Origin of the sequence: Actinomyces ruminis (assembly GCF_002154335.2) — a bacterium.
Classification (GTDB): domain Bacteria; phylum Actinomycetota; class Actinomycetes; order Actinomycetales; family Actinomycetaceae; genus Actinomyces; species Actinomyces ruminis.
Genome location: NZ_MTPX02000014.1, coordinates 13,262 through 26,010, shown reverse-complemented (window position 1 = coordinate 26,010; position 12,749 = coordinate 13,262). Strand labels below are relative to the sequence as shown.

Below are 12,749 nucleotides of genomic sequence, written 5' to 3'. Positions count from 1 at the left end.
CGGCGGCCCCTGGCCGGAGGGCCTCGTACAGGTTTGATATGTGTGCAGACGGGGCAAATGTGTGTTGGTGCGGCTGTCCTGGTGGGAGCATACCTGTGGGACAACGAGCCCGGACGCCACTTCGGCCGACCTCGGTGAAAGGGGGAGGTGCTCTATACGGCGTCGGCCCAGCGCACCGTGTCGGCCCGGTACCAGGTCAGGCCGAGCCGACTCCACAGCGGGGCCTGCGCGCCGACCCGCTCGGCCAGATCCGCCCATGTATCATTTTCAGCACGCCAGGCCGCGTTCGCGATGACGCCGAGACGGGGCAGAAGCAGCAGCATCCGATCCTCGGCGGTGACGGCGGTCTCGCACCACAGTGCCGCCTCGACCCCTGCGATTTGCGACTGGGCGGGAGTGGTCATCTGCGCGGGGTCCCAGTCCGCGAAGGCCTCCAACGTAACGGGCCGATAGTGGGGCAGGCCGAGCGTGGACCGGCGCTCCTCCTGTGCGGCGTTCAATGAGGCATCGCCGTGTGGCTGGTCGAGGTAGCAGTGGGACGTCGGCGACAGGATCACCCGCACCCCCTGCCGTGCCGCCCGCTGCACGTCGGTGCGTGACTTGAGGAAGTTCACCGCCAGGAACTCTTGGGCCTCCTGCGATAAGGCATCGGAAGACTCGAGTTGCGACGACGGCGTGGGTGCAGATGCGTCGCGATCGCCCTCCGGCGCGTCCTGGCGGGGCTCATTGCCGGGGGCGGCGTTGTCTCGCGGCCCTCCGTCAGCCTCAGCCCTCGCCCCATCAGTATCAGCGGCGTCCTCAATGGGCACGAAGTCGATCCAGTACTGGATTAGTGATCCCTCTGGCAGGTGGCCACGCGCGGCCTCCTGCCAACCGACGACCCGCTTGCCGTGGTTGGCGACCACACTCGCTGCCCGTTCGATGAAGTCCGCGTGGGCCGCGTCGTCCATCCCGAAGGACTCGTCTCCGCCCAGGTGCACGAATGCGCCCGGCGCGAGCGAGGCCAACTCGGCGACTGCGGCGTCAACGAGCTCCCATGTACGGGGCTGATTCGGATCCAGGTTGCCCACTGGTAAAGGAAGAGTATCGGCGTAATCTGGGGCAGGGGCACGGAGATCAGGGTATGCCTCCAGCACTGCGCCGACGTGCCCTGCATGTCCATCTCTGGGACGATCCGCACGAATCGCTCCGCGGCGTAGGCAACGAGTTCGCGCAACTCCTTACGCGTGTAGTGCTCACAGTCCTGGGTCAGGCGTGGCCAGCCGGGAACCTCGAAGCGCCACCCCTGATTGTCGGTCAGGTGCAGGTGCAGCACGTTGAGCTTGTGGGCGGCCAGGACGTCAGTGATGCGGCGCACCTCGGCGGCGTCGGCAAAGTGCCGGACCACGTCCAGTGACAGGCCGCGCCAGGCATACCGCGGGGCGTCGCGCAGCAGGCCGGCCGGGAGCAGCGGTGCGGATGCGGCCAACTGTCCCAGGGTGGTCAGTGCCCGAAAGACTCCCTCAGCATGGGTGGCGCGTACGACGACGCCGGAGGCGGCAATCTCAATCTCGTAAGCCTCTAGGAGGGTATCTCCGGGCCCAGGCTCGTGGTTGTCCGGATGCTGACCGCACACGCTCACGGCGGGTTCGAGGCCCGGAGCGATCTCGATGCGCACGCCCGGCCCATCGCCGTATTCGCCGTCGACCGGAGTCAGATGGTTTCCGGTGGCGGCCGCATAGGCCTGCAGCGAGACGCGCAGTGTCTCCCGGAAGGACTTCTCGGCGGCATCGGCATGGTTGGATGCGCTGCTGTTGAGCGGGATGAGGCTGACCCAGGTCAGGGAGGCGGCGGGAAGCGCCTCGGCGTTATTGATGTCCGGCTGCCACGAGGTCGGCCGGGGAAGGACCGCGGCCGGGGGTGAAGCAGGCTGGGTCTGTGCGCTGAGGTCAGGTGTCTTTGCCATGGGTACTCGTCTCCTTGAGATACTGGCCGAGGCTCGGCGCCGCGATGCTGCCGGACAGCGAATACCGTACCGCATTCGGGTTTGGTGTGTATGGAATGTGTATCTCAGCGGTCCGCGTTGGCCGTGGGTCCGTCCGGTAAGTCGTCTATCGGGATGCCTAGCGCATCTAGGGTGAGACGAATTCCCGCGTCAAGGTCGAGTGTGTGGCTGTAGAACCACTGGATCCGCAGACCGTCGACTGCGGCTTGGAGTACCAGTGCCGCCTGGGCAGCGTCGAGTTCCGGGCGTACCGTCCCACGCTGCTGGAGTACGACGATGGCGGAGCGTATCGACTCAAGAGTGCCCAGGCGTCTGTTGAGGAAGAACTCGTGCGCCGGGTGGGTGGGATCAGTCGCCTCCATGCTCATCTTCGCCTCGAGCTCCAGCAGGCCCGGGACTCGCTCTGGCCGTACCGCCGCTTCCCGCACGTGCAGCGCGAGATGGTTTGCGAGTTCCTCGGGGGAGTAGTCCAAGGCCAGCCCCTCATCGCGGTGGCGGAGCACTGCGAGGAAGAGTTCGTCCTTCGAACCGAAGTAGTGCAGCAGGCCGTTCTGGCTCAGTCCGACGGCGTCGGCAAGCTGTTTCACGGTGGCGCCGGAATAGCCGTCGCGGTCGATGACCTCCAGGGCGGCGTCGAGAATGCGCCGACGTCGCTCAATCCCCTTGCGGTAGGGGCCACGACGGGTGGCCCGTCTGTCTCGGTCGGAGGTGTCAGGAACCGCGTCGCCTGACGCGGTATGGATGGTGCTGGCCTGCGCGGCATTAACGGTGTCGGCCGGCGAGACATCGGCGTCCTCCTCTGGCTCTTCGGGTCCGACCTCACCCTGACTATGTGGTGCCTTCGTGCTCACGCTGCCACAGTACTCGGCGTGATTCGGGGAGTACTTGCACGAACTAAAACCGAATGACATACTGGTTTCGTTCCGGGTAGGTCGCCGTACCCGCTAAGGCTCAAAGGAGAGGACATGACCTGCGTGCTACTCAACGATGCCTGGCGCGTGCGCACCAAGACGAATATCTGGGAACAGCTCACGCCCAAAGAGGGTACTGACCGCCTGGTGACGCTACCCTTTGACGCGCTCGTCGGCGCCGAGCGCTCCAAGAGCAACCCGGGGCGGATCGCCTACTACCCCGACGACGTTGAGTACGAATTCCTGCGCGCACTGCAGGCCCCGGAGGGCTGGGCAGAGTGCGCGGTCACCCTGGATATTGAGGCGGCCTACCGCAGTCCGCGCGTATTTCTGAATGGTGTCCTGATCGCCTCCTGGGAGGCTGGCACCATTGGACGGCTAATACCGTTAAATGACTACCTGCGTCCCGGCGAGCGCAACGAACTCAAGGTCGAGGTGCGTGCGGGCTCCGACTCCCGCTGGTACGCCGGTGCCGGCCTCATCCGGGACGTGCGCCTGCACATCCAGCCGCTCATCCACCTCGATCCGCTCGGCCCCGTGGTGACCACTCCCGACGTCGACGCCGAGCGCGCCGTCGTCGAGGTCTGCACCGACGTGGTCAGCACGGCGCGTCGCTGTGAAGAGCGGCTGCTGGTCGCCCGCATTCTGGATGCCGACGGCAGTGAGGTTGCGCGCTCGCGGGTGCCCGCTACCGTCCCCGCGTCCGGTCGCATCAGCGTCCGCCAGCGTTTGGAACTGCCGGCGCCCCGGCGCTGGAGCGTCACCGACCCCTATCTGTACCGGGTCGTCGTCGACCAGTTCGAGCGGGCGGAGGACGGCTCCCCGTGCGGGGACCCCGAGGATTCGGCGTCTGCCCCGCTGGGCGTGCGTACCATCCAGCTGGACTCTGCCCACGGCCTGCGCATAAACGGGGAGAGCGTAAAGCTGCGTGGCGCCTGCGTCCACGTGGACAACGGGCCGCTCGGAACCGCCGCAGTTGGTGACGCCGAGGAGCGCCGTGTGCGCCTGCTGAAACAGGCGGGCTTCAATGCCCTGCGCAGTGCCCACAACCCCATGAGCCCGCGCATGCTGGACGCCTGCGACCGCCTGGGCGTCCTAGTGATGGATGAGGCTTCGACCAGTGGACCCGCAGCAAGAACATGCACGACTACGCCACCGTGTTCGATGCCTCTTGGCGCGAGGACGTGGACGCCTGGATTGTGCGGGCCCGGCGCCACCCGAGTGTCGTGCTGTACTCATTGGGCAACGAGATTCCCGAGACCGCGAAGGCCGACGGCATCCTGCAAGCGCGCGCTTTGGCCGAGCGGGTTCGCAGCCTAGATCCCACCCGCCCCACCACCATCGCGCTGAATGCTTTCCTGTCCGTCCTCGAAGACGTCGCCGTCTCCTTTGCCGAGCGCATCGCCGCCGCGGGGAGTCCCGAGGCGGCCGCCAACGAGATTGCCGAGGAGAACGGTGGGGCGCAGGGCGGTGTCAACACCGCGGGCGGCATGATGGACGTCATCGCCGGCAGCCCTGCCACCCAGGAGCGGGTGCGTGAGGTGCTGAGCATCGTCGATGTCGGTGGCGTCAACTATGCCGAGTCGCTATACGACTCCGAACACCTGACCGGTGAGGGTCTGATCCTGGTGGGTTCGGAGACCTTCGCCGGTCGCGTCGGCCACGCCTGGCCGGCAATTGCGGATAACCCCCGGGTGCTGGGCGATTTCACCTGGACCGGCTGGGACTACCTCGGCGAAGTCGGCATCGGCGCAATCCACTATGCCTACGAGGGGCACTATACCCTTGAGGCCGCCTACCCGTGGCGGTTCGCGTTCTGCGGCGACCTCGACACCACGGGTGAACGACGTCCCCAGTCGTTCTACCGCGAGATTGCCTTCGGTCTGCGCCACTCACCCTATCTGGCCGTCGAGCGCCCAGAGGCATTCGGGCGTGTTCTCGCCGCCCGGCAAGGGCAGTGGTGTTGGCCCGAGGTTGAGCACGCTTGGGACCTGGACGCCGAGGTCGGAACGAAGCTCAACGTGGATGTCTACAGCGACGCGGAGGAGGTTGAGTTGTTTGTGAACGGCCACTCGGTCGGGCGCGCCCGAGTTGGTGAGGAGGAGCCCTTCCGCGCGCGCATAGCCGTTGAATGGCAGCCCGGCGAGCTCCTCGCCGTCGCCTATGCGGACGGCGAAGAGACCGGGCGCGATGTCCTCGCCACACCGGGCTCACCTGAGCGCGTGGAGGTCCGGGTCGAGCGCGATCGGGTCGCGCCGGTCCCGACGCCGCCGTTTTCGCCGAGATCACCCTCACCGATGCGGCCGGTGCGCGCGTCTATCGGGCAGATACGGAAGTGAGCGCAGCCGTCAACGGCCCCGGGGAACTCGTCGGCGTATTCTCCGCCGACCCTCGCGGTGCGGAGCCGATCACCGCGCCACGTGCCGCACTCATCGGGGCCGGGCGCTGGCGGTCATCCGGCCCAGCGGGGCCGGGGAGATCGCCCTAGCGGTGGAAGCCGCGGGGCTCGGTTGCGCCGACGTCGCCGTTCAGGCCGGCTGAGTGCGGCTCCGCCATCACCGTCATATCCTACCAACCTGCTCGCGAAACGGAGTAGAAGTCATGCACACACCTGCGTTGAATCCCTACCTGCCGCTGGACACCTACATTCCCGACGGCGAGCCGCACGTGTTCAACGACGGCACCGGCGATCGGCTCTATGTGTACGGCTCGCACGATGCCGAAGGCGGGGACGCCTTCTGTCTGCTGGATTACGAGGTCTGGTCCGCGCCGGTGACCGACCTGGCGGACTGGCGCTGCCACGGTACCGCCTACCGCGCCCAACAGGACCCGGGACACGGCACGATCGGGCTGCACATGTATGCGCCCGACGTCGTCCAGGGGAATGACGGACGCTTTTACCTCTACTACTCCCTGTCCGGGAAAGAGGCCTTCACCGCCCCGATCCATGTTGCCGTCGCCGATCACCCCGCCGGTCCTTACACGTACCACGGGGAGGTCCGCAACCCCGACGGCACGGCCTTCACCCGCTGCCTCACCTTTGATCCCGGGCTGCTCAACGATGACGGCACCGTCTATCTGTACTACGGGTGGTCCCTGGGCCTGCCTGCCGAGCGGCTCGAGGCCGTGTCTGCCGCCTTTGGAGGCCTCGACTCGCCCGGCTTCGCCCGCCAACTGCGCGAGATCCAAATGAGCATGTTCGGCAAGAGCGAGGCCGAGTTGGAGGCAGAGGCGGCCAGCGCAACCGGCGGCATCATGGGCGCCAACGTCGTACGCCTCGACGACGACATGCTCACTGTCATTGAGGGGCCCACCCGCATCGTTCCCGGCCAGCTTGACGCGGCCGGAACCCAGTGGGAGGGACACGCTTTCTTCGAGGCCTCATCAATGCGCAAAATCGGGGACACCTACTACTTCATCTACTCCTCGCAGGTCAGTCACGAGCTCTGCTACGCCACGAGCGCCCACCCAGATCGTGACTTCAACTACGGGGGAGTCATCATCTCCAACGGGGACATCGGTTATGCGGGACGCACCGAGGCACAGCGTTTGGCGATGACCGGGAATAACCACGGCTCCATCGTGGAGGTGGGCGACCAGTGGTACGTCTTCTACCACAGGCAGACCCACAAGACGACCTATAGTCGGCAGGGATGCGCCGAGAAGATCGAGATTCTTCCCGACGGCTCAATCCCTCAGGTGGAGATGACCAGCTGTGGCTCAACGCCGGCCCGCTTCCGGCTACGGGCACCTATCCGGCCGCGATCGCATGCAATATCACCGACGGCGCCATGCCGCACATCGGTCTTGAGCCTTTGGAAGAGCCCAAGCCGCACGTCACCCACGAGACCACGGAGACGGGAACCATCAGGTTCGTTGCCGAGATTGGCAACGGCACCACGCTTACCTACAAGTACTTCGCGTTTGTCCACCCGGTCAGCCTCACCCTGCGCCTGCGAGGGACGACCACGGGCACACTGACGGTTCTGGCCGACGACGTTGTGCTCGCCGAGACTCCGGTAGCCCCATGGCTTCTTGGGCTGAAGTCACTGTGAGCCTCAGCCCCCGCCCGGTAACGCGGGAAGGACGGGCATTGACACTGCGCTACCGGGGTGAGGGTCGCCTGGACATGGAGTCGCTTAGTTTCACGCGTTGAGCGCGAGCGTGCACGGCGTGCTAACAGCATGACCAGTTCACTGAGACGCATTCAAGTCATCCGGTCGGCAGGGGTGCGGCGCCCGGAACGGCGGTAAGAGAAGCCGTTGGATGACGGCGGATGGGTGTTGACAGCTCCCCGGAGGAAGCCGTATCTTCGAGTGTAGAACGGTTTACAGACTGTTGGTCAGTGATCAGGCGCCGATGCCTGTTCCAAGTATACCGTTTTTCGTCCTCGTTCCCGCCAGGGTCCGCAACGACGGCTGGTTCGCCGGACCCCACCCATATAGGAAGACAAATGTCAGCGCAATCTACGCACGCCCATGAACCGTATGCACCATTACGGCGGCCTCGGCTGCGGCACCTCCGATCACATGGGCCAATGCGGCGTATGCTCTCCCGTCTGCGCCGCCTGTCCGGCTGGGGCGGCGCGCTGATCTGCGCTCTGGCGCTCATCGCCTCCGGTCTGCCGGTCGCGACCGCCGCGGAGGATTCACCAGATGCCGAGTCGTGTGCTACTTCGACTACGGGCGCCGTCCTCGTCACGGCCGACTGTGTGGACGCCACCTACGCCAATGCCGTCATCGAATCGGAGGCGGATGTCTCGTCGCCGACAACCTTGCACGTGGTGCGCGGTTACTTCGAGGGCACCAATTCCCGGTTCGCCGTTTATCTGCCTCCCGCTGAGCGGTGGCAGGGCCGCTTCTTCCAATATACTTACCCGCTCACCGATGAGAACGCCGCCGACGCGACGATCCTGTTCGGAGTCGATTCCGGCGCATACACCGTCCAGGCCTCCGGCCCGACCGGATATCGGCACGCCGCGGCGGCCGCCCGCCTGTCCCGCCAGATCGCCGCCGACTATTACGGTGATCAGGAACGGTATGTCTACGGCTACCTGTACGGGCCCTCCGGTGGCTCCTTCCAGACCATCGGTGCAGCCGAGAACACCACCGGTGTCTGGGATGGATTTGTCCCCACCGTCATGGGAACCCCGGTATCCATCCCCAACAACTTCCTCATCCGCGCCATGGGGCGACTAATCCTCGGCAACGTGCGCCAGCAGATCTCCGAGGCCGTGCTCACCGGCACTGACCCGTACGCCGGTCTGGACGAGGCACAGAGCCTGATGCTGGAGGAGCTGAGCGGCCTCGGGGTCCAGCTCGAAGGATGGGAGGACCCCGATTACCTACTCGGATACAGCTTTGACGACGGTCTGCTCGGATACGTCGCGACGGTCAAGGCGATGGACCCCACCTATGCTGATGACTTCTGGGCCGAGCCCGGTTACCTCGGTACCGAGGACTCCCCGCTGGGCGAAGCCGTCCGTGCCGCACTGGTTGACGCCACACTCACTGTAACCGCCGTCGAATACGACGACGCCGGCTCTCCGGCCGTGCTGGAGACGCAGGGATTTCCCGCCGGCGCGTTGGTTGAAGGCCTCGACATGCAGGTGCGGGATAACGATGGTGCCCCCGTGGGAGAGCTTGTCGGCACGCTCGACACGACAACTGGACGCATCCGCCTGGATGAGGGGAGCGATGCGGCGGCGTTGGCGGCGCTGGCGGAAGGCGCACAGATCACTGCCGACAACCGCTGGTCGATAGCGGCGCGCTCCTATTACCGCCACCAACTCCCACCCCAGGAGGAGGGCTTCACGGTCTACGACCGCTTCTATGACGACGCCGGTGAGCCGCTCTATCCGCAGCGGCAGTCGCGCATTGCAGGCATGATGGCTAGTTCGATCTCGGGCGGTGCCACTTACTCGGGTCTGTTCCAGGGGAAAGTCATTCTGGTGTCGAATTTGCAGGATGTTGACGCCTACACCTGGCACGCCCCCTGGTACGTCGAGCGCGTGCGTTCGGCTCAGGGCGATGTCGGGGTGGATGAACGGTTGCGAATCTACGTCAACGAGAACGCCGACCACCTTGAAGGCCCGGTAACCGGCGAGAAGTCGACCCGGATCGTCTCCTACGATCCCATGGTGCAACGAGCCCTGCGCGACTTGGCGGCCTGGGTCGAGGACGGTGTGGAACCACCGGTGTCCACGGCCTACAAGATTGAGGATGGTCAGGTCGTGCTGCCGTCCACCGCGGTACAGCGCGCAGGCGTGCAGCCGGTGGTAACCCTGACCGCGGACACAACCACCGCCAAGGTGGGGCAGGCGGTGCATTTCGAGGCGAATGCGGATATGCCGGCGGCCGCCGGAGAGGTGGTGCGCCTGGAATGGGCGTACACGGAAACCGGTCAGTACATCGATGCCGCCGATATGTCGGGCGCAGCGGTGCAGACCAGCGTCGAGCATGTCTTTACCGAGCCGGGCACGTACTGGGTGACCGTGCGTGCGACCTCGGCCGCCGCAGGCAGTGACAGCGACTTCGCCAGGTGCAGAATCTCGCTCGGGTACGTGTGGTCGTGCAGGAAACCGAGGGGCAGACGGACCGACCCCGGTGTCGACGCCTTCGACGACCGCCGCGGCGCCCCAACCTACCTCTCCGGCATCTCCTCCATCTGCCGCTGTTGCGTCGGATCCGTCGCAGGCCTCGACGGCGTCCGAAAGCGTCGTGCAAACGGCGGTGACACCCCGTGCGGAGAATAACCCGGCGACCGAGTTGGCTCGGACCGGTATACAGGCGGCGGTGTTGGCAGTGGGGGCTGCGGCCGCGTGCGCATTCGGAGCGCTATTTGCTGCGCGACGACGTGTTTGACCCGTGCCTGCGTGGTTCGGAGGCATGAGCGTCTGACCCGTGCCTCGAACCGCGATGCGGCCTTGTTAGCGATGGTTTATGCGGCGGTCTTATGCACCGTTGCCATCGCTCAATGCTGCGTAGCGCTCGGTGGAGCCGTGGTGCTGCGAACCACGAGAGTCGGCTTGATGACTTGCTGGGCGGATTCGGCGCGTCCCTCAATCCTCTCCAGCAGCAGTTCTATTGCGGCTTGCCCAGTCTGCTGGCCCGACTGGTCGATGGTGGTCAGTGAGACCCGGTGCAAAGCCGTGGCGTGAACGTTGTCGTAGCCGCTGACGCTCATGTCCGCGGGCACGGCGAGCCCCTGCTCCTCAATGTAGTCCAGCACGCCGAAGGCGACGGCGTCGGATCCGGCGAATATGGCCGTGGGGCGATGCCTGCGCGCGAGCGCGCGTCTAGCGGCATCCCGGCCTCCGGATTCGGAGTAGTAGGTCTCGATGACATCCGGGGCGAGGTCGCGGTTCTCCATGGCCCGGATAAAACCCTGCCGCCTTACGGTCTGCGACAGCAGGTAACCGTTCTCGACGCTTGAGACCGGCATGGCGGTGTGGGCGATCCACTCGTGTCCCAGCGACACCAGATGATCGACCATGAGCTCGGCGCCGCGGTGCTCGTCGGTGACGACGGTGTCGAACAGCTTTGGCTCGCCGTGAAGTGCCACCGTGACCAACGGGGTGGTGCGGGCCAGCCGATTGAGGGAGTCCATATCCAGCCTGGGGGAGATCAGGACGATGCCGTCAACCTGCAAATCGACCAGCGAGTCGATGCGCCTGCGGTAGCCCTCCGGCGAGGTTCCGGCGATCGTGAGGATGTCCTGGTAGGGGGTGTCAGTGAGGCGGGAGGCAATAGCCTCGGCGACCTCGAACTGGAACGGAGAGGAGAAGTCGGTGAGCACCAGACCGATGGTCTGCGAACTGCCGCGCATGGTGCGCGCGCCGGTGCGAGGGCGGTAGTCCAGCTTCTTAATCGCGGCCTCCACGCGTTGCCGCATCTGGTCGGAGACCCCGTAGGCGTTGCGAAGCACCTTTGAGACCGCGGCAACTGAGACGCCGGCCTCGGCTGCCACGTCCTTAATGGTGGCACGTTTGGGGGAGGCGGAGGGATCTGCTGTGCTGAGGGATGCGGACACGGTGACATTCTAGAGTCGGTGTACCGTTCTACGCATCGCGAGTACGGTGTGGCGTTGAAGCATGACCGTGGGTAGCTGACACTGTTGCTCCTGCGTCACCATTACACGAGTGTTGTACCGGAAGACTGTCCTCTTGACAGCTTGCGTTTCCGGTTGCTAACTTATGGTGTAGAACGTTTCACAGCCCGGCTGTGCAAGGTTCCGCCGACGGTCGACGTCGACCCGGCTCAAGAGTCCGTATCCCCATCTGTCCAAGGGAGGACATCATGCGACTCATCACTCGTCGTTCCATGCTCGGCGGCTCGGCCGCACTCGTCGTCGGAGCTGCCTTGGCCGCCTGCACCGGTGGGGCTAACAACACCGGTGGCGGCAACTCGGCCAGCGGCACTAAGGACACCCTCACCCTCGGCATGACCGCAGACATCGAGGGCTGGGACCCAACCAACCAGCCCGGTTATCAGGGTTGGCCGGGAGAGGCCATCTGGGGCCTCGTATGCCGTCCGAATGAATTCGGTGAGCTTGAACCGAGCCTGGCGGAGTCCTGGGAGATCAGCGACGACCGCAAGAGCTTCACCGCCCACCTGCGCGAGGGCGTCTCCTTCTCCGACGGCGCCACCGCCGACGCCGAGGCCGTCAAAGCGAACTTCGAGCTCGCCGCCGCCAATGAGTCCACGCGCAGCCTCTTCGAAGGCATCACCTTCGATATCCCGGACGCCCAAACCATCACCATCACCTGGCCCGATCCGCAGCCGCTGATCAATGACCGCGTCTCCAGGGTCAAGCTCACCTCTCCCACTCTCATCGACTCCGGCAACCTCAACGACAAGCCCGTTGGCTTCGGCCCCTACCTGCTCGACGAATCCGGCACTACTCGTGGCTCCGTCTACTCCTTCACCAAGAACGACGACTACTGGGAGGCTGACGCCTACCCCTATGCCAAGCTCGTCTGCCGGGTCTACGACTCCGAGACGGCGGCCCTCAACGCACTCAAGACCGGCCAGATCGACGGCACCCTCGTCAACGCCCAGTCCTACGACGAGGTCACCGGCTCCGGCTTCGAGGTCAAGGAGATGAACGGCCAGACCACCCGCTTACTCCTAACTGATCACAAGGGTGAGATCATCCCTGCCCTCGGCGATGTTCGCGTGCGCCAGGCCATCAATATGGTCTTCGACAAGCAGGCCATGGTCGACTCCCTCTACGCCGGTCACGGCGAAGTCTCTCACCAGATCTTCCGGCCTGGCTCCACGGCCTACATTGACGACCTCGATGACCCGTACCCGTTCGACGTCGAGAAGGCCAAATCCCTCATGGCCGAGGCCGGCTACGCCGACGGCTTCGAGATCGAGCTGCCCACCATGGACGGGCAGAACCACGACGTACTGATGCCCTACGTCACCCAGCAACTCGCCGAGCTGAATATCTCCGTTAAACAGGTGCCGCTCACCGGCGCTAACGCCATCGGGGATCTGCTCTCCGGCACCTACCCGGTGGTGCTCTGGCAGCTGGGCAATATCGGCGACTCGGTTCAGGACATCGACATCGTCGTGCGCGCAAGCGGCTATTGGAACCTCGAGCACCAGAGCGACGACTACATCGACGAACAGTGGGACATCATCTGCACCGGCACCGACGAGGAGGCTGCTGCGGCGCAGCAGGCGATCAACCAGTACATCATCGACCAGGCCTGGTTCGCCCCCATGGTCAACCCGACCTCCTTCTATGCCCACACCGCAGACGTCGTCATCGACAACGTCTCCGACCTCGAGGGGCTGGCCCCCAAGCTCCGCGACTTCCAGTGAACCGCGTCCCGTTCAAACCTC

The 12,749-nt window shown here is 65.2% G+C and carries 9 protein-coding genes and 1 pseudogene; 6 read left to right on the top strand and 4 right to left on the bottom strand.

The window, feature by feature from the left end:
- Window positions 1-152: 152 nt before the first annotated feature.
- The 3 genes and pseudogenes from BW737_RS01995 to BW737_RS01985 form a co-directional block, all read right to left on the bottom strand.
- Window positions 153-809 carry a family 20 glycosylhydrolase gene (locus BW737_RS01995; RefSeq protein WP_257210362.1) on the bottom strand — a complete coding sequence of 219 codons (657 nt, stop codon included), beginning with the start codon at window positions 807-809 and terminating at the stop codon, window positions 153-155.
- Window positions 810-1,016: 207 nt separating this feature from the next.
- Window positions 1,017-1,945 (bottom strand): annotated as a pseudogene (locus tag BW737_RS01990) (family 20 glycosylhydrolase); the annotation flags it as partial.
- A gap of 104 nt (window positions 1,946-2,049) precedes the next feature.
- Complete coding sequence (locus BW737_RS01985) at window positions 2,050-2,835, bottom strand: TetR/AcrR family transcriptional regulator (protein ID WP_180271996.1); 786 nt, start codon at window positions 2,833-2,835, stop codon at window positions 2,050-2,052.
- A 114-nt stretch (window positions 2,836-2,949) separates the two neighbouring features.
- On the opposite strand from BW737_RS01985, the gene BW737_RS01980 reads away from it, so the two are divergent.
- The 5 genes from BW737_RS01980 to BW737_RS01960 all read left to right on the top strand — a co-directional run bounded on the left by BW737_RS01980 (window position 2,950) and on the right by BW737_RS01960 (window position 9,649).
- Complete coding sequence (locus tag BW737_RS01980; RefSeq protein WP_086615196.1) at window positions 2,950-4,215, top strand: glycoside hydrolase family 2 protein; 1,266 nt, start codon at window positions 2,950-2,952, stop codon at window positions 4,213-4,215.
- Window positions 4,122-5,234, top strand: coding sequence for a DUF4982 domain-containing protein (locus tag BW737_RS01975; protein ID WP_257210361.1), 1,113 nt, complete (start codon window positions 4,122-4,124; stop codon window positions 5,232-5,234). The genes BW737_RS01980 and BW737_RS01975 overlap by 94 nt, the downstream gene beginning before the upstream one ends.
- Window positions 5,180-5,383: a hypothetical protein gene (locus BW737_RS19755; protein ID WP_180272005.1), complete on the top strand. Its 204-nt coding sequence runs from the start codon at window positions 5,180-5,182 to the stop codon at window positions 5,381-5,383. Before BW737_RS01975 ends, BW737_RS19755 begins: the two co-directional genes overlap by 55 nt.
- Window positions 5,384-5,496: 113 nt before the next feature.
- Complete coding sequence (locus BW737_RS16555; protein ID WP_218961739.1) at window positions 5,497-6,876, top strand: family 43 glycosylhydrolase; 1,380 nt, start codon at window positions 5,497-5,499, stop codon at window positions 6,874-6,876.
- Window positions 6,877-7,441: 565 nt separating this feature from the next.
- Complete coding sequence (locus BW737_RS01960) at window positions 7,442-9,649, top strand: PKD domain-containing protein (protein WP_086615194.1); 2,208 nt, start codon at window positions 7,442-7,444, stop codon at window positions 9,647-9,649.
- A 218-nt stretch (window positions 9,650-9,867) separates the two neighbouring features.
- Here the strand turns inward: BW737_RS01960 and BW737_RS01955 are convergent, their stop codons facing one another.
- Window positions 9,868-10,926, bottom strand: coding sequence for a LacI family DNA-binding transcriptional regulator (locus tag BW737_RS01955; RefSeq protein WP_086615193.1), 1,059 nt, complete (start codon window positions 10,924-10,926; stop codon window positions 9,868-9,870).
- A 266-nt stretch (window positions 10,927-11,192) separates the two neighbouring features.
- Between BW737_RS01955 and BW737_RS01950 the strand changes: the two genes are divergently transcribed.
- Entirely contained in the window at window positions 11,193-12,728 is a 1,536-nt protein-coding gene (locus BW737_RS01950) for an ABC transporter substrate-binding protein (protein WP_086615192.1), read from the top strand.
- Window positions 12,729-12,749: the final 21 nt, after the last annotated feature.

Bases quoted from the DNA above. Each gene is read 5' to 3' on its own strand.
- BW737_RS01980 (WP_086615196.1), top strand. From the start codon at position 2,950: ATGACCTGCGTGCTACTCAACGATGCCTGGCGCGTGCGCACCAAGACG.
- BW737_RS16555 (WP_218961739.1), top strand. From the start codon at position 5,497: ATGCACACACCTGCGTTGAATCCCTACCTGCCGCTGGACACCTACATT.
- BW737_RS01960 (WP_086615194.1), top strand. From the start codon at position 7,442: ATGCTCTCCCGTCTGCGCCGCCTGTCCGGCTGGGGCGGCGCGCTGATC.
- BW737_RS01950 (WP_086615192.1), top strand. From the start codon at position 11,193: ATGCGACTCATCACTCGTCGTTCCATGCTCGGCGGCTCGGCCGCACTC.